Below are 16,829 nucleotides of genomic sequence, written 5' to 3' on the forward strand. Positions count from 1 at the left end.
GCGGCTAGCGGCTACGCGGGTGGCACATAGTTTCTGTGATACTGCACCCCGACTCACTCGACAACGCCGAAGACACACGCAGGAGGAATGACAGTGTCTATCATCTACATCGCTCAAACAGTGCTGATCGGCCTGACAGTCGGGCTAGCGTTAAAGTGGCTCGACGGACGTTTCTTCAAACACCGTCAGGATTTCGCCGCAGCCACCAAGACCGCTGCGTTGCACGACAAGGCAGACGCTCAGATACCCGCAGCGCGAGTTGCTCTCACACTGCCTCCCACCAAAGGAGTGGGGTGGCTCTCCCACGAGGTCATCGACCTACCCCTCGATTCCGACCCTGGCATCAGCTACACGCGGTTCCCTGGCCATCACCGTGCGATTTACACCACCATGCCGTTCTACTGCTATGAACGCGCTTTCATTAAGTCCCTCATGTCATTTGACCTCATCGGCACACACCACACACGCACTCGCATCAGCAGCATTCAGGCCGTCATCGACGGACGATTCCCAGTCCCCACCGGCACCGTCTACTTCGCGTCGCCCCAAGGAACTGGAAGCAAAGAAAGCTTCGCCTTCGACCTCGCCTCGACCGACCTACACGCCCGCATCCAAGACGACCACGGATTGCCAACACCCGAGTGGTTCGTCAACGCGAAGACCACCGACCTGATACGCGGCGAAACAGTCGGATTCATCGTCGAAGTATTCGCACCCCTGTTCACCGACGACATCCACTACCACCTGGAAATCACGTTCGACACAGGGCCGACAGTGGCTATCTACGACCATCGCGGTGCCCCGTTCCGCATGATCGGCTACCCCACGACAGCACAACGCGCGTATTTCGCGACGAGCCCACAGCACCAGCTATGGCCCAACTATCCCAACACAATCCGCTGACATAGCCCATCCGGCGGTGCCCCCGAGAATTGCGCCCAGACAGCAGGAAACCCCGCAGAACTAGCCTCCGGGGTTTCCTGACCGAGCAGTGTCACGCGGCAGACTGGATTTCGAAATCCACCCCCATCCGCATCAGCACATCGATCAGCTTCACGAGCACGACATACCGCGCCCCACATTCGGGACACACTGTCGTGCCGGTATTTTCGGTCACTTCGCCGCCTTCGTCTCGGCCATGGCGCGCCAAATAGCGGTCTGAACTTCCATGATGCAGGCATCGGAACACAACGCATGCACCGAGGGCTTCCCGCAGTTGAGGCACACCGACTTCGGCTTGCTCCGTCGCTTTGCAGTCATCGGCCCTCCTCCTCATCGTCTCGAATCCACCCAGCATCGACGGCATCAGCGGTGCTGCACGTCTCCGAACAGAAATCACCGTCGAGGAACCGAGCACGGGCCTCGACCTCTTCCTTCCCCGGGGCAAGGGGATCACCACACCACAAACACGTGGTAGTTTGGTTAACGGACATCGTTACTTCCTTTCCAAGCCCCCGTCGCAACCGGGGGTTTTCTCATATGGGGCCATGCCCCGTTCTCCCGGCCAGGTGACCGGGAAGTCTCTTGCTAGGGCGATTCCTCCCGGTCTGCGGATTCGTCGCCTAGATCCAGTTGGGCAATAAGGTCATCGACCCGCTGGCGTGCCCGCAGCAGCGCATCGCGAGTCCACTGCTCGCGAACATCGCGACCCGCGCGTTGCCCGCGCCCCCGCATCAGGGCTAGCGCAATCTCATCGAGGCCCTCATCCAGGGCATCCAGGCATCGCACGGTGTGCTCCATCAGCTTCCGCCAATAGGCAGCGCGCAGCTGGTCTTTGGTGGGTTGGTGAACGACAATCGTGTCGCCGGTCTGCGGGTCAGTCCCATGAATCGGCGCGTCGCTGATCTCTATGAACCGCTCCAGGTCCAGCATCCCGCCCACAACACGAACACTGTTCCTGCGAGCACTACCCGGCGGATTCAGTTGCAGCGCCTGCTTCCGAGAAACAGGAGTCGAAGCACGCTTGTACTTCTTGCCGTTGAGACCAACGATCTCCGATGCCGCCGTGGGCCTCGCAGACCCCTCCCCCACGGGCTCGATGCCTTCTCCTACTGTCCCATCTGGGACAGTAGGTTCACTCTGCTCGGCAACAGGCAGCGACCGAACCTCCCGTGACACCGTGGATTTCGACACCCCCGTGACCGCCGCGATGCCCCGCACCGAAACTCCCTCGCCTGCCAACAGCCCAATCAGTTCACTACGCAGCGCATCGGGGACGTGCAATTTGCCGCCCAACGCATCAGCCAGATACGCCGTCCAGCTCGGAAAACCGAGTGTCTCGTGAACCCGACCGGCCTTGGCTTCGGCGACCAACGCGGCCACCAACTCCAGCGACTCACGTGCAGCAGCCGCCGCAGCGCGAAGCTGATGGTCGAGCTGTTCGGCGGAGGTGCGGTCGAGGGAGTCGGGCATCAGGCCGCACCTCGCCGCTTGTGGGCCGGGGTCATCTCCGGACGCCGTGCCGACTCCCCTATCTCGGCGGTGCTGGCGATGTAGGCATCCAGGTCAGCCCGGTGCACGTAGGGGGTGCGTCCGATGCGCTTGATTTCCAGTTCGCCCGAGTACACGAGGTCACGGACGAATCGCGCCGATTTCCGCAGGTAGCGCCCCGCCTCCGCGTAGGTCAGAAGCGGACTGAGTTCCGCGCCCATCTCCATCATATTCCTCATCCTACCATAATTTCCGTAACATACGGAATTATGGGTCATATTTCCGGGAAGATTTGGCCGCATATGGCATACTGCCTGTCATGGGCAGGAAAGCGATTGAGCTGGGAGCTACCGGGCGCACCGTCGCCGCGAACATCGCCTTTTTCCGCGCGAAGCGGGAGTGGCGATTGGCTCAGCTTTCCGAGCGCATGGCAGAGGTGGGGCGACCAATGACCGTAAACACGCTCTCGGCCATTGAAAACCTCGACCGCAGAACAGATGTGGACGACCTGATGGCCATTGCCGCCGCACTCGACGTGTCCCCCGCGTCCCTGTTGATGCCTCGGATAGAGGATGACGACGATGAAGACGGCGGCATCGCGTGGCACGTGGCCACCAGCGCCGAACCAGACCCCGGTGATCAGGGTGTAGCCCTAGTGTCCGGTCAGCTCTGGGACTGGCTGGTCGCGGACGCACCGCTGCGCGAACCGCTTTATACCGACACCGGGCGCGACGAGTTCGAAGTCGAGGCGTGGCGGCGCAAGCAGGTCCCGCCATTCGCCCACCGCAAGCGGCCGGGTGAGCGCCGTGACTGAAAAGAAGAGGCAGAAGGCGTACCACGGGAAGGGGCAGTCCCGCTCGTACGAAACCAAGGCCGGGATCCGCTGGTCCTACATCATCCGCGTCTACAAAGACTCCACCAAGCCCGAGTTGGGCAAGCGCACCGCCGAATTCGGTGGATTCCTCACCGAGAAGGCAGCAGACGCCGCGAAAGCCAAGGCACTCAAGGATGTCGAGCGTGGACTACGAGTCGGCGGCACCGTTCCCACGGTGTCCGAGTTCGCCGAGCAGTGGATGGTGATGCGGGAAGCCGACCCCGACCTAGAGTCGAGCACCACCGAGGGTGACCGCCGCTACCTCACCGTGCATGTGCTGCCTCGCATCGGTCATCTGACGTTGGACAAGGTGACGACGACGACACTCAACACCCTCTACGCTCAACTCCGAACCGAGCTGCCGCCGAACCTGCCCACGAGTGGACGGTGGAGCGCCGCGAACCGTAAGCCACTGGGAGCCAATACCGTTGCGAAGGTGGCGACCACAGTTGCCCATCTGCTGGACGCGGCAGTAGACGACAAGTACCTGCTGGACAACGCCGGCAAGGGCAAGCAGGTGAAAAAGCCGTCAAAAGAAGCCGTCGAAAAAGAGTCGGTCGAGATGACCGTCTGGACCGAGGCTCAAATGATCCTGTTCCTGAAGTGGCTGCGGGAGTCACGGAAAGACCCGTACTACGCGATGTGGTCCACGTTCGCGGCCACCGGGGCGCGACGTTCCGAGATACTGGCGCTGCAATGGGGTGACCTGGACTTGAAGAACCGGAAGGTGAACATCCGCCGCGCACTGGACACCAAGCCCGGTCAAACAAAGAAGCCGAAGAACAACAAGTCACGGGACTTCACGATCAGCGAGTCATCGACCGCCGCCCTCCGTGAATGGCGGCAACTACTGGCGGCGCGCGACATCAACTTGGTGCGTGCTGGTGCCTGGGTGTTCCCAATGGAAGGAAAATGGGACCGCCACCGGAACCGTGCGAGCACGTCGGAGATGTTCACGCGCCGCGTGCAGTGGGCACAGAAGGCGCTCGGTGGTGCTGATGTTCTGCCGACCATTCACCTTCACGAAGTACGTCACTCAGCGGCGACCATCCTCATCGGCAGCGGAATGGACGTGAAGACCGTCGCCGAGCGGCTGGGACACACGTCGGTGAAAATCACGCTGGACATCTACACCCACGTCACCCGCAAGTCGGACGAAGCCGCCGCCGACATCCTGGACTTCGGGTAGCGCGATGGCTGGCCAATTAGCCGACCTTCACGTCGGTGTCGGGAAGCTGCTCCGAAAGTACGAACGCATCAAGGGACCGGTGGCGTTCCTGGATGAGTCCTATCAAGCCCCGAGGGATTCGAGCCAGGGACAGAAGACCTTTTACGTACTCACCGCCGTGCTGGTTGAGGTCTCCGATATGGAAGAACTGCGCGACGGGTTGAAGCAGATTGCCTCTCGAAACCGCAGCGACGGAAGAGTGTACTGGCACACCACCGAAGCGTTGCGCGAAGAACGTCTTGACGACATCAAGGACATGCTTGCTTTCCTGTCAGACGGCGGCGAGGCATGTGTGGTCACGCATCAAGTGAGCGTCAATGCCGACGACAAGGACGCCGAAATCGCTCGCCTTCGCTGCTACTACGGGCTAGTCAAGGCACTCTGCACAGCGTGTGACGACTGGGAGGCGGTACGCCTGTTCGTCCTGGAGGAACGCAACGAAGACCACCTGATGCACACCGACGATGCCAACCACCGAGCACTGGTTCAGGGTGGGCACATCCCGCGTCACGTCGAACTGGTACAGACGACGCCAGGGTGCGAGCCGCTGCTGTGGCTTCCCGATGTGGTTTGTTCGGCATATCGCCGAACGCTGACACATACGGATATCACTAGTTCGTTCTTCGACATCGTGCGCGAACAGGTTTACTTCGTGCCCGTGCCGAAAATCTGAGCAACCCCAGAAAGAAGCAGACCCCAGGCTGCTGTCGCAACACCTGGGGTCGGTCTGGATGTCGGCTTTCGCGGAGGTCCAGCACCTGCTGACAGCGAGATTACCAGAAATGGGAACGCCAGGAAACCCCATTGCCGACATGACAGTGGTCACCCCCTGGGGGTCAGGACGCCTGTTCGACCGCCGCGCCATCCATAATTCCATCCATAATCCGTTCGAGAACCGCCTGCCCCGACACCCGTGTTTGACACCCTGTAACACACGTGAATCGACTGCTCAGAGCCCATTTTCGTAATATACAGAAAACGCAGGTCGCCGACCGTGACAGGAGTTCGAGTCCCGTCAGCCACCCCATATCGGAATCGCCGTCTACACAAGTAGGCGGCGATTCCGTTTCTCGAGGTGACCTTCGGCGTCGGGGCGGGCACCGCCGTTCCGTTCTTCCTCCTGGTCCGTGACACGGTGGCAGCCCAAACCTCCGCCGCGAGCCAGATACCCCATACCGCGACCCGGTAGTTCTCGTCATCGCTACCTGAACTTGCGCAATCAAGATCAGTTTCAGGAAACCCCGTCTATAGGCAATACGTTCCATGATTCCGCCTACGGCAAATCACACGGCCGGCAACCAGTACGTCTGCAGTGATGTCAACGGGGATCGTTAGCAAACACCGAAGCCATTCGGGCACGGCCGAGGCGAACCCGCTGCGGGCGTGCTGTCATCGATCGGCGGCAGCAACACTTGCGAAAATAGACGCTGTGACCAGGCGCGTCGGATGTGGACAATCTGGTTACGTCACGACCCAGTATTTACCAACACCTGTATACGAGAACTGGTAACGCGTGTCATACTCTTCGCGGGCTAACGCTCTCCCACTACTTCCACACCTGTTTCCAAGGGGTACCAGTGACCGTGACCACCACCAATGAGTCCACTCGGAACTTCACCAGGACCCGTAACGGGTACGACCCGATTGAGGTCAACGAGTACATCAGCCGACTGACGATTATGCATCAGTCCGGACTGAACGACGTGGAGACGCTCAAGGCTCGCCTCGAGGAAACCACCAAGCAGGTCGCGTCCCTCAAGGACGAGGTATCGAACCTGAATGACACGTCCCCGTCCGCACACGCGATGACCGACCGGATGGCCAAGATGCTCCGCATCGCCGTCGACGAAGTCTCCGAGATGCAGAGCGAGGCACGCACCGAGTCGGCCGCGCTGGTCGCCGCCGCCAAGTCCGACGCCGAAGCCATGCGCACCAAGCACAAGGAAATGCTCGCCGATATGGCGGCGCGGCAGAGCGCACTGGAGACCGAGTACACCGAGGTCATGGCGCGGGCCCGCGAGGAAGCCAATCAGATTGTCGCCCAGGCGGTCAGCGAGTCCGAGCGGCTACGCTCGGCAGAGGCAAAGCGGCGTGAAAAGGCCGAGACGGAGCTGGACGAAGAGCTGACCAAGCTGCGTACCGAAACGCAGTCGACCGTCGATGAGCAGCGGCGCAGCACCCAGGCCGAGTGCGAGAAGCGCCTTGCCGATGCCAAGGACGAAGCAGATCGCCGTCTGCGCCTGGCGGATGAGCAGATCGAACGCCGCCTGGACCAGGCCCGTCGCTCAGTGGAAGAGGTTGGCCAGCAGCGCATCTCGATTCTGGAGCAGCTCATGAGCGTGCACGGCAAGCTCGAGAGCATCCCGTCGATCCTGGAGTCCGCCTACCGCGATCGCGACAACTCCAAGTCCATCATCATGGTGCCGTCCAAGCGAGTACTCGACCAGAAGGTCATTGAAGGCTAAAACTGCACGCCGGAAAACCCCCGTACGCTCGCTGGCGTGCTGGTGGATTGGGCGTTGATAGGCCGCGCCGCGGCGATGTTCGCGGTGACCAACGTCGACGACATGGTGGTGCTGGCAGTCTTCTTCGGTCGGGCCGGGCGCTCCCGTTCTGCGGTGGCCCGGGTTGTTATCGGTCAACATCTGGGGTTCTCCGCGATTCTGGCGGTGTCGGTGGTGGGAGCGTTGGGCGCTAATCTCCTGCCGGAGAAGGCGATTCCTTACTTAGGCCTGCTTCCTCTGATACTCGGACTACGCGCAGCCTGGAACCTGCGACGCGATCGCGGCAGCGAGAATGCCGCTACTCCTGCGCAATCCGGCGGCGTTGGGGTGTTCCAGGTAGCAGCGGTGACGTTCGCCAACGCCGGCGACAACGTCGGCGTGTACGTGCCCGTGTTCGCCCTTGCCGGAGCGGACGGGATGGCAGGGTATGCGGTGGTGTTCCTGTGCGGTGTGGCGCTGTGGTGCCTGGCAGGCTGGTTTTTTGCGTCACGTCGGGCAGTCGCAGCACTGTTGACCCGCTGGGGTCATGTTGCCTTGCCGCTGGTGTTGATCGGGATAGGTCTCACGATCCTGATCGACGGCGGGGCGTTCGGCCCATAGTTCCGCGCGCAGACGCGATGCCACTAATGCTGCCGGGCGTTTCCGGCCTTCCACTGCGACCACGGGATGTTCCAGTCACCCAGGCCCTCGGTACCGGGTAGCACCGGGCCAACGGTATTGGAGACGATCACGATGTCGCCGCGTTTGGTGTTCTCGTAGAACCATTTTGCGTTCGCGGTGCTCACGTTCAAGCAACCGTGGCTGGTGTTGGTACGTCCCTGCGCGCCCACGGACCACGGTGCGGCATGCACGTAGATCCCGCTGTAGGACATCTGGGTGGCGTACTGCACCTTGGTGCGGTATCCGTCGGGTGAATTGACCGCGACGCCGTAGGTCGAGGAATCCATGATCAGATCCTTGAACCGCTCGCCGATGATGTAGGTGCCGTTGTTGGTGGGCGCCTTGTCCTTACCCATCGAGGTCGGCATGGTCTTGATGATCTCGCCGTTGCGCTCGACGTTGACGACCTTGTTGTTGTCATCCACGCGGCTGATGATCGCGTCGCCGATGGCGAAACGGGACGTCACGTTGTCCTGCCCGAAGACGCCGTTGCCCAGATCCACGCCGTAGGTGTTGACCTTCACGTCGACGGACGTTCCGGGCTCCCAGAACGCCTCTGGGCGCCAACGCACTTCACGGTTGTTCAACCAGTAGAACGCACCCTCGACGGGTGGGTTCGTGGTGATCTTGATGGCCTTCTCTGCCGCGGCCCGATTCGGGATGCTTTCGTCGAACCGGATGGCGACCGTCTGACCGATCCCGACTACCTCACCGTCGCCCGGCATGACGTACGGCATCGTCATGTTGTCCGGCGAATGGGTGCGGAACGTCGCATTGGTGCGGGCCACGCCGCCGAGGCCTCGGGCGTCGGCGGTCAACGTGTACTGCTTGTCATAGCCGAGCGGCTCTGTGGTCGACCAACTCACGCCGTCGGAACCGACCTCCCCGGCGATCTCTTTGCCATCGGAGTTGACCATGGTGACGGTTCCGAGCACACCCTCGCCCGCGGTCACCGTCACCGGAGCATCGACCGGGACGCCGACGGCACCATCCTTCACCGACATCGCCAACTTGGGCACCAGCAGATCCGCGTAAGGCGTTGCCTTGTCAATGACTTTCGGCGGTTCCTGGGATGCGGTACTTGAGCATCCGGCCAGCACGGCCATTGCCACGAGCGGGAGAACGAGCACGGACGCCCACCGCCGACGCGCGCCAACCAACAGGCGTGGACGACCCTGGGTCATGCTTTGCTCCCTTTGAATCTCGTGCATGCGATTTCAGCCATGATTGTACGGGCTCGTGAAGGTCGACGACCACCTCAATCAACGCGACCGGGCTATCGCGGGCATGACAATTTTCGTTACGGGCTCTGAGGCTGCTAAGGTCTTCCACGCACGTTCACGCGCCGTTAGCTCAGTTGGTAGAGCAGCTGACTCTTAATCAGCGGGTCCGGGGTTCGAGCCCCTGACGGCGCACCATCTGAAACGCCCCGTTCCCAGGTTTGGGAGCGGGGCGTTTCGATTACCACCAGGTCCCCGGGAATACTCGGCGGCGGCTCGTGTTGGGTTGACCGTGACGGTTCCCCAGGTAGTTCCCAATGTGACGCTCAATTCCGGTACCACGATTCCCCAGCTCGGCTATGGGGTCTGGCAGGTACCCGACGACGAGGCGCGCTCGGCCGTGTCGACAGCGCTGCAGGTTGGATACCGCAGCATCGACACAGCGAAGGTGTACGAGAACGAGGAAGGCACCGGCGCCGCCATCGCAGAGTCCGGGATTGCCCGTGGCGATATCTTCCTGACCACGAAGCTGTGGAATGCCGATCAGGGCTACGACAATGCCCTGCGCGCCTTTGACGCCTCCCTGGGGCGCCTGGGCACTGACTACGTGGATCTGTACCTCATCCACTGGCCAGTACCCGAGCTCGACGAATACGTGGCGAGCTTCAAGGCTCTGCAGCGGATTCAGGCCGACGGTCGCGCCAAGGCCATCGGGGTCAGCAATTTCACCGTAGACAATCTCAAACGGCTCATCGATGAGACCGGAGAAGTTCCTGCTCTCAACCAGATCGAGCTGCATCCCCGGTTCACCCAGCCCGAGCTGCGGGCCTTCCACGCCGAGTACGGCATTGCCACCGAGGCGTGGTCACCGCTCGGCCAGGGCACCATCCTGGACGACCCGGCCATCGGCGCCATCGCTCAAGCCCACGGGGTGAGCGCCGCGCAGGTGATCCTGCGGTGGCATCTTCAGCTGGGCAATGTCGTCATCCCCAAATCGGTGACGCCGGCACGCATCGCGGCCAACTTCGACGTGTTCGGATTCGAGCTCAGCACCGACGAGGTCGAGCGCATCACCGGGCTCGACGCCGCCGACGGTCGCATCGGCCCGGATCCTGAGACGTTCAATTTGCGCTAACGCGCATCACTGCACGATGTAGTGGCTCTCCTCGGGCGATGCGAGCATGCGCTCCATGGTCTTTCGATCAAAGGGCCACAGGTCCACCGATCCGTCTTCGGTGAGATACCAGGAGTTGCAGCCGGTGGCCCACACCGTGGGTTTCATCGCCTCGCGCGCCTGGTCGTTGAACTCATCGGTGGCCTCACGGCTCACTTCCACCGTGGTGATCTCGCCACGGGCGAAGCGATGCAGCCAGCTGATGATGTACTCGGCGGTGCGCTCGGCCGTGTGCTGAAGCCAGATCGATCCGGTCGGCGAGTTGGGGCCCAGCACGGTGAAGAAATTCGGGAAGCCGGGGATGGCGGTCATCCGGTAGGCCTTGGGCCCCTTCTCCCACGCCTCGTCAATCGAATATCCGTCTTTGCCAATCAGATTCATGGGCCGCATGTAGTTATGCGCCTGGAATCCGGTGGCCAGCACAATCACATCGAAATCGCGTTCGACGCCATCCACCGTCACGATCCCGGTGGGAGTGATTCTGTCGATGCGGTCGGTGACGATCTCAACATTCGGCTTCTGGACGGCGCGATGGAACGACCCCGACAAGACCTGCCGCTTACATAGCGGCTCATAGTCCGGGGTCAGCTTCTGACGCAGCTCCTTGTCGCGAATCAGATGCAAGCACGCCCGCGCGTACTGCTGCACCAAACGCCGCCCCCAGCTGGGCCGGGTCACGATGTTCACCAGCGCATCGGTGCCCGTCAACGCGCTGAATCGCACAATGCGCTCGGTGGGTAGGGCCTCCAACAACTTGGCCACGAACTTTGGCTGACGCATCGCCATCGGTGCCCACAGCACCCATTGCGGGGTCCGGATGAATGACGTCACCTGATCGACAACGGGTTGCATTGCCGAAACCACCTGTACCCCAGTAGAGCCCGTGCCAATCGCGGCGACACGCTTTCCTTCCAGCACCACGGAATCGTCCCAGCGTGCGGTGTGCACCACCTTGCCCTGGAAGCCATCGAGGCCAGGTATGTCGGGAATGTTCGGATGGTGCAGTACGCCGGTGGCGGCGATCAGGAAATCGCACTCCAGTGTCTCCCCCGCCGCGGTGGTCACCCGCCAGCCCGCCCCGGTGAACTCCGCCGCCGTGACTTCCTGCCCGCAGCGAATATGCGCCATCACGCCCAAATCTTCGGCGGCCTTACGGTGATACGCCTGAATCTCGCTGCCGGTGGCGAAGAGCCGCGGCCAGTCCGTGCGTGGCGCGAACGGGTACTGATAGGCCTGCGAGGGCACATCGCAGGTCAGCCCCGGATACCGGTTCCAGTACCAGACGCCACCGACGTCATCGCCCTTCTCCAGAATGGTGAAATCCTCGAATCCCGCATCTTTGAGCTTGTGCCCCACCGCGATTCCAGCCATGCCCGCACCGACGACGACGACCTTCGGGCTGCGCTGCTCACTCACTTCTGGTGCTCCTGGCTCTGACGCTCGATGCGTTCGATATAGGCACCACGCGCGTTCAGATCCAGCGACGTCAATGCCCGGCGATCATCGATGAGTCGGCGGCCGAGTCGCTCCACCGGTTCGGGCACAAACAGATCCACCAGTCCCCACACGAACGCCAGCCAGCCCGGCACCGAGATCTGCGCACGGCGGGTGTCGACGCTGCGCACGATCGCGGCGGCAACGTCCTCCGGGTCGACGGTCGGCATGCCCTTGCCCAGCGGCGCACCCGAGGCCAGCTCGGTCCGCACGGCGCTCGGCAGCACGGAGCTGATGCTCACGCCGCTGTCGCCGTACTCCTTGCGTAGCGCAACGGAAAGCCCCACAGCACCGAACTTGGACGCGTTGTAGGTGACCATGCCGGGAACGGCGAGCTTGCCGGCCATCGAGGCCACGTTGACGATGTGTCCGCGGCCGCGCGCCACCATCTCCGGCAACGCCGCTCGCGCGCCGTTGAGCGGGCCGCGCACGTTCACATCGAGAATCAGATCGGTGGTCCGCTCGTTCTCCTCGACGAATCCACCCAGCGGCATCACGCCCGCGTTGTTGATCAGGATGTCGACGGGACCTGACTCGGCGCGGACCCGCTCAAGAAACGACGCCCAGGACTCGGGCTTGGTGACATCGAGGGCGCCGGCCTGCGCACGCGGGATCGTGTTCGCGGTCTCTTTGGCGACCACATCATCGACGTCACCGATCCAGACATCGGCCCCCTTGTCAGCGAAAAGGCGCGCGGTGGCGGCACCGATTCCCCTGGCTCCACCGGTGATGACGACCACCGCGCCGGGCAGCTCAATCTTCGGGTAACGACTCACATCAACCTCCAAGGGAATGGCTTGTCAGTTTCGGAATGATATGTCATTCTCGACGGGTGTCAAGGTCGGTAGGATCGCCGCTTATGACGTCCAGCCCGTCCACACTTAGTCGCGCCGAGCGCAAGAAGCTCGAGCTGCGGCAAGAGATCCTGGATGCCGCCTTTGCGTGCTTCGCCGAGCAGGGGTACCACGCCACAGGCGTCGCGGATATCGCCGGTCGGATCGGGATCGGCCATGGGACCTTCTACCGGTACTTCAAGAGCAAGCGGGACATCATCGAGCATGTCATCGACGACGTCACCGGGCAGATCTTTCACGCGATCGGCGCGGAGAACGCCGCCGGGCTCGCCGACGACATCGAGCAGTACCGCCAGCAGTCGGTACGCATCGGCGCCGCCCTCGCGGACCTGTTCCGGGATAACCCCAACTTGCCGCTGCTTCTGCTGGAAGCGGGGTCGGTCGACAATGAGCTACGCGAACGCGTCTTCGGAATGCTCGCCACAAGTGACCAACTGACCGAGGCCTACCTGCGCCACGGGGTCGAAAGAGGTTACCTCCGTAGCGATCTCGACACGGAGTACACAGCCCGAGCAGTGACCGGGATGATCCTGGCCACCGGCTTGCACGCCTCGCGGGGCGGCGAGGTGCAGGACAGCGAGCGATTCTCGGCCGCCGTCATCGCCCTCATGTACGGCGGAATCGGCTCCTAACCACCCAACGCGCGACACCGGCGGAGGGGGCCGACAGGCCTACCCCCTAACCTTGCTGTCATGGCCGCAGTGAGCAAGGTGTTCGCAGCCAGGCTCTCAGGCCTGGTGGTTCTCGGTCCGGACGGCGAGTCGATCGGACGGGTGCGCGATGTCGTAATCGCGATTGGTGTTACCCGAAAACAGCCACGGGTTATCGGCCTTGTCGTCGAAATGCTCACGCGCCGAAGGATCTTCGTACCCATGTTGCGGGTCACCGCCATCGAGCCCGGGTCGGTGACGCTCAACACCGGAAACGTCTCACTGCGCCGCTTCGAACAGCGTCCCAGCGAGGCTCTGGTGCTCGGACAGGTCCTCGACACCACCGTGCGCACCGACGACCCTGAGCTCGAACAGTTCTATGGTGTCGATCTCGCCGTGGTGGACCTGGGCCTGGAACAGACGCGCACCCGCGACTGGGTGGTTACCCGCGTGGCCGTGCGGAGCCCTCGGCGGCTGGGACGGCGCAGCGGTGTGCAAGTCACCGGCTGGAATCACATCCACGGGTTGACGCCGTCGGCACTCAACCTGCCCGGACAGGGCGTCGCCCAGCTGATGCTCCAGTTCGAGGGCATGCGGCCGGTTGCGGTGGCCGATGCCATCCGTGAACTACCGGCCAAGCGGCGCGACGAGGTACTGGCCGCGTTCGACGACGAACGGCTGGCCGACATCCTCCAGGAACTTCCCGAGGACGATCAGGCCGAGGTACTCACCAAGCTGGAAGATGAACGCGCCGCAGACGTCCTGGAGGCCATGGACCCCGACGACGCCGCGGACCTGCTGGGGGAACTGTCCCCCGCGGAGGCCGAATCACTTCTGGCACTGATGGATCCGGAAGATTCCGAACCTGTCCGACGGTTGCTCACTCACTCCCCCAATACCGCCGGCGGCATGATGACTCCAGAGCCGGTGATCCTGAGCCCGAATACCACCGTCGCCGAAGCCCTTGCCCGCGTACGTGATCCGGACCTGACACCGGCACTGTCCTCACTGATATTCGTGGTCAGGCCGCCCACGGCGACACCCACCGGCCGCTACCTCGGATGTGTGCACCTGCAGCGGCTGCTGCGTGAACCCCCTTATGCGATAGTCGGCGGCATTCTCGATACCGACCTGCCATATCTGGATGCCGAGGCGCCACTGGCCGAGGTAACCCGCTACTTCGCCGCATACAACCTGGTGTGCGGTCCTGTGATCGACAGGGAGAACCACTTGCTCGGCGCCGTTACGGTCGACGACGTGCTGGATCACCTGATGCCCGACGGCTGGCGCGCCGACGAACCCGAAAGCGTGTCGGGGGGTGACCGTTCATGAGCGACGCATCGGCACGACAACGGCTCGATACCCCGCGCACCTCCCGCGGGCTGTCCCTCGGTCTCGATGTCGAGGCGGTCGGCAGGGTCAGCGAGAACATCGCCCGGTTCCTGGGCACGGGACGCTACCTGGCCATGCAGACAGTGTTCGTCATCGTGTGGATCATCCTGAATCTCTCCGCGGTGACCCTGCAATGGGATCCGTATCCGTTCATTCTGCTCAACCTCGCGTTCTCCACCCAGGCCGCCTACGCCGCGCCGCTGATCCTGCTGGCTCAGAACCGCCAGGAGAACCGCGACCGGGTGTCGCTGGAAGAGGACCGGCGCCGGGCCGAACAAACCAAGGCCGACACCGAGTACCTGGCGCGGGAGCTGGCGGCTCTGCGACTCGCGGTGGGTGAGGTCACCACCCGCGACTATCTGCGGCGCGAGCTTGAAGAGCTCCACGAGGCCATCGCGGCGCTACGCGAGAAGTAAACCCAGTAGGTCTATTTGGGCGTCACGATGCCGTGGTCATAGGCGTACACAATGGCCGCGGCCCGGTCGCGTAGATCGAGTTTGACGAAGATCCGTCCGATGTGACTCTTGACCGTCACCTCGGATATCACCAGCTGCTCAGCGATTTCGGAGTTGGTGGCACCGGAAGCGATGAGCCCCAACACATCCAGCTCCCGCACGGTGAGCTTCTCCTCGGCATGGCCAGTAGTGGCGGCCGGCGCGCGCCGATAGGCGCTGAGCACCCGCGACGTCACCGCCGGATCCAGGTATGCCTCGCCGCGGGCCACGGCGTGCACGGCGCGGACCAGCTCCTCGGCGGGCGAGTCCTTCAGGATGAACCCCGCGGCGCCGGCACGTAGCGCCCCGGAAAGCAGTTCGTCATCGTCAAATGTGGTGAGCGCCAACGCGGGCGGCCCATCGGAGGCGTGCAGCAATCGGATCGCCTCGATCCCGCTCATCTGCTTCATGCGCAGGTCCATGATCACCACGTCGGGCCGCCTCAACGTCACCGCCGCCGCTACCTCACTACCGTCGGCGCACTCCCCCACGATCGAGAATCCGTCCTTGCGACGCAGAATCCGGCGCAACCCCGTGCGTACCAGCTCCTGATCGTCGACAAGCAGCACGCCCACCTCGATGTCAGTCATGAAGCCATAACACCTTTCGCCGCGCACGGCACGGTGTCCCATGGGATTCCAACGGGACGCTGGCCGAAACTGTCCAGCCGTCTTCCGCCCACCCAGCACGGAACTCCCCGCCGAGCATCTCGATGCGCTGCCGCATGCCCGCGAGCCCGCCTCCCGAGCACACATCTGGACACAATTCCGCGGCCAGGTCATTGCTCACGGTCAGACTCGCAGCCGACCCGTTGATATCAAGGAGTACCGCAGCCGATGACCTAGGCGAATGCTTGGCGATGTTGGCCAAAGATTCCTGAGCCACTCGGTACAACGCCAAACCCACTCCAGCGCTGACGGACTCACCTGACCCGTAGATGTGTGACTCCACTGCCATCCCCGCCGCCGTGAAATCGGCGACCAGATCAGGTATATCGGAGATACCGGGTTCCGGAGACAGCCGCAGCGGCTCGGCTCCGGCGGGACCAGTGCTCAACAATCCCACCGTACCGCGGATATCCGACATCGCCTGACGTCCAAGACGTTCGGCATCGAGCAAGCCAGCAACGGCGTCGTCGACATCGTGATCCTCCTGCAACGCCCGCCGCGCGCCGGTCAGATGAAGCATGGTCACCGACAGGGAATGCGCTATCACGTCATGGATTTCGCGCGCGATGCGGCGCCGTTCATCGGAGGCGGCCTGTTCCTGCATGCGCGCCTGCTGTGCGCGTTCCTGTAAGAGCAGACGTTGTTGCAGCTGCATGATGCGCCCTATCAACCACCCGCAGGCCACAAAGAACACCATGTAGAGCGAGAAGGTTCCGAGATGATGCAGCTGTTCGGCGACCACAAGCAACGCCACACAGGAGGCGACCGCGGCGAGTCCGGCACGCACCGACGCAATGGCTCCCACTTCACCGAGCGTGAACATCAGGAGAAAGGGCGCAGCATCTACGACATTGGGCGGCCAGGTGAGAAACAACCCGACCCCCGCCAGAGCGAACGCCACTGTCCAGAATGCGTTCAGCTTGCGACCAGCGATGATGAACGTCAATATCGGAGTCAGCGCAAGCAGGCCCGCCAAGGCCAACAGCCACGGACGCGCAAAACCTCGCTGTAAGACAGCACAACCCACGATGAGCAGCGTGCTGCTGTACATGACCAGCGGCACCGCCCACGGAAATTCGTACGGCACCAGAGCACGGCGCTGCAACGCGGTCTCTCGGAACCAATCCATAGTGCCAGCGTAGAGGCGGTTGCCCCGCCGCACATCATGCTCGGCGCGGATGTTCTCC

At 62.7% G+C, this 16,829-nt stretch carries 19 protein-coding genes and 1 tRNA gene; 11 read left to right on the forward strand and 9 right to left on the reverse strand.

The features are described 5' to 3' along the window. Positions 1-93 precede the first annotated feature (93 nt). Entirely contained in the window at positions 94-903 is an 810-nt protein-coding gene (locus B4400_RS08265; RefSeq protein ID WP_139361783.1) for a hypothetical protein, read from the forward strand. 91 nt (positions 904-994) lie between these two features. Here B4400_RS08265 and B4400_RS24870 read toward each other — a convergent pair whose 3' ends face one another. From B4400_RS24870 to B4400_RS08280, 4 genes are all read right to left on the reverse strand, one after another. Then, positions 995-1,117, reverse strand: a complete 123-nt coding sequence (locus B4400_RS24870; protein WP_286151157.1) for a hypothetical protein — start codon at positions 1,115-1,117, stop codon at positions 995-997. After that, a complete protein-coding gene (locus B4400_RS24605; RefSeq protein WP_170914947.1) occupies positions 1,114-1,260 on the reverse strand; it encodes a hypothetical protein in 147 nt (48 codons plus the stop codon). The genes B4400_RS24870 and B4400_RS24605 overlap by 4 nt, the downstream gene beginning before the upstream one ends. Positions 1,261-1,527: 267 nt before the next feature. After that, positions 1,528-2,412: a helix-turn-helix domain-containing protein gene (locus B4400_RS08275; protein ID WP_078309267.1), complete on the reverse strand. Its 885-nt coding sequence runs from the start codon at positions 2,410-2,412 to the stop codon at positions 1,528-1,530. Next, a complete protein-coding gene (locus B4400_RS08280) occupies positions 2,412-2,660 on the reverse strand; it encodes a helix-turn-helix domain-containing protein (protein WP_170914948.1) in 249 nt (82 codons plus the stop codon). Before B4400_RS08280 ends, B4400_RS08275 begins: the two co-directional genes overlap by 1 nt. Before the next feature lie 89 nt (positions 2,661-2,749). Between B4400_RS08280 and B4400_RS24350 the strand changes: the two genes are divergently transcribed. The 5 genes from B4400_RS24350 (at position 2,750) to B4400_RS08305 (ending at position 7,636) form a co-directional block, all read left to right on the forward strand. Beyond that, positions 2,750-3,244 (forward strand): helix-turn-helix domain-containing protein, encoded by a 495-nt coding sequence (locus B4400_RS24350; RefSeq protein WP_139361320.1) that lies wholly within the window; start codon positions 2,750-2,752, stop codon positions 3,242-3,244. Continuing rightward, positions 3,237-4,493: a tyrosine-type recombinase/integrase gene (locus B4400_RS08290; RefSeq protein WP_139361321.1), complete on the forward strand. Its 1,257-nt coding sequence runs from the start codon at positions 3,237-3,239 to the stop codon at positions 4,491-4,493. The genes B4400_RS24350 and B4400_RS08290 overlap by 8 nt, the downstream gene beginning before the upstream one ends. Positions 4,494-4,497: 4 nt before the next feature. Further along, positions 4,498-5,205 carry a DUF3800 domain-containing protein gene (locus B4400_RS08295; protein ID WP_078309270.1) on the forward strand — a complete coding sequence of 236 codons (708 nt, stop codon included), beginning with the start codon at positions 4,498-4,500 and terminating at the stop codon, positions 5,203-5,205. Positions 5,206-6,109: 904 nt separating this feature from the next. After that, positions 6,110-6,997 (forward strand): DivIVA domain-containing protein, encoded by an 888-nt coding sequence (locus B4400_RS08300; RefSeq protein WP_078309271.1) that lies wholly within the window; start codon positions 6,110-6,112, stop codon positions 6,995-6,997. Between the two features lie 75 nt (positions 6,998-7,072). After that, positions 7,073-7,636, forward strand: coding sequence for a cadmium resistance transporter (locus tag B4400_RS08305; protein ID WP_078309446.1), 564 nt, complete (start codon positions 7,073-7,075; stop codon positions 7,634-7,636). Positions 7,637-7,659: 23 nt separating this feature from the next. Here the strand turns inward: B4400_RS08305 and B4400_RS08310 are convergent, their stop codons facing one another. Continuing rightward, positions 7,660-8,880, reverse strand: a complete 1,221-nt coding sequence (locus B4400_RS08310) for a L,D-transpeptidase (RefSeq protein WP_078309272.1) — start codon at positions 8,878-8,880, stop codon at positions 7,660-7,662. Positions 8,881-9,038: 158 nt separating this feature from the next. Here B4400_RS08310 and B4400_RS08315 point away from each other — a divergent pair. Together B4400_RS08315 and B4400_RS08320 are read left to right on the forward strand one after the other, a co-directional pair. Beyond that, positions 9,039-9,114, forward strand: a tRNA-Lys gene (locus B4400_RS08315). Positions 9,115-9,235: 121 nt separating this feature from the next. After that, a complete protein-coding gene (locus tag B4400_RS08320) occupies positions 9,236-10,051 on the forward strand; it encodes an aldo/keto reductase (RefSeq protein ID WP_078309273.1) in 816 nt (271 codons plus the stop codon). A gap of 6 nt (positions 10,052-10,057) precedes the next feature. On the opposite strand, the gene B4400_RS08325 is transcribed toward B4400_RS08320, so the two are convergent. Both B4400_RS08325 and B4400_RS08330 read right to left on the reverse strand, forming a co-directional pair. Beyond that, positions 10,058-11,506, reverse strand: a complete 1,449-nt coding sequence (locus B4400_RS08325; protein WP_078309274.1) for a flavin-containing monooxygenase — start codon at positions 11,504-11,506, stop codon at positions 10,058-10,060. Beyond that, entirely contained in the window at positions 11,503-12,360 is an 858-nt protein-coding gene (locus tag B4400_RS08330; protein ID WP_078309275.1) for an SDR family oxidoreductase, read from the reverse strand. The genes B4400_RS08325 and B4400_RS08330 overlap by 4 nt, the downstream gene beginning before the upstream one ends. Positions 12,361-12,443: 83 nt before the next feature. Here B4400_RS08330 and B4400_RS08335 point away from each other — a divergent pair, with 83 nt between their 5' ends. Genes B4400_RS08335 through B4400_RS08345 form a run of 3 tightly spaced genes read left to right on the forward strand, consistent with a single transcriptional unit; the run spans position 12,444 to position 14,896 of the window. Further along, positions 12,444-13,070, forward strand: a complete 627-nt coding sequence (locus B4400_RS08335; RefSeq protein WP_078309276.1) for a TetR/AcrR family transcriptional regulator — start codon at positions 12,444-12,446, stop codon at positions 13,068-13,070. Between the two features lie 60 nt (positions 13,071-13,130). After that, positions 13,131-14,420, forward strand: coding sequence for a magnesium transporter MgtE N-terminal domain-containing protein (locus B4400_RS08340; RefSeq protein ID WP_078309277.1), 1,290 nt, complete (start codon positions 13,131-13,133; stop codon positions 14,418-14,420). After that, a complete protein-coding gene (locus B4400_RS08345; protein WP_078288925.1) occupies positions 14,417-14,896 on the forward strand; it encodes a DUF1003 domain-containing protein in 480 nt (159 codons plus the stop codon). The genes B4400_RS08340 and B4400_RS08345 overlap by 4 nt, the downstream gene beginning before the upstream one ends. A gap of 11 nt (positions 14,897-14,907) precedes the next feature. Here the strand turns inward: B4400_RS08345 and B4400_RS08350 are convergent, their stop codons facing one another. Both B4400_RS08350 and B4400_RS08355 read right to left on the reverse strand, forming a co-directional pair. Beyond that, the gene (locus tag B4400_RS08350; RefSeq protein WP_078309278.1) at positions 14,908-15,564 is read right to left on the reverse strand and encodes a response regulator; all 657 of its coding nucleotides are present in this window, start codon (positions 15,562-15,564) and stop codon (positions 14,908-14,910) included. Beyond that, on the reverse strand, positions 15,557-16,771 hold the full coding sequence (locus tag B4400_RS08355; RefSeq protein WP_078309279.1) for a sensor histidine kinase: 1,215 nt from the start codon (positions 16,769-16,771) through the stop codon (positions 15,557-15,559). The genes B4400_RS08350 and B4400_RS08355 overlap by 8 nt, the downstream gene beginning before the upstream one ends. Positions 16,772-16,829: the final 58 nt, after the last annotated feature.

The organism is Mycobacterium sp. D16Q13, assembly GCF_002013375.1.
Lineage (GTDB): Bacteria > Actinomycetota > Actinomycetes > Mycobacteriales > Mycobacteriaceae > Mycobacterium.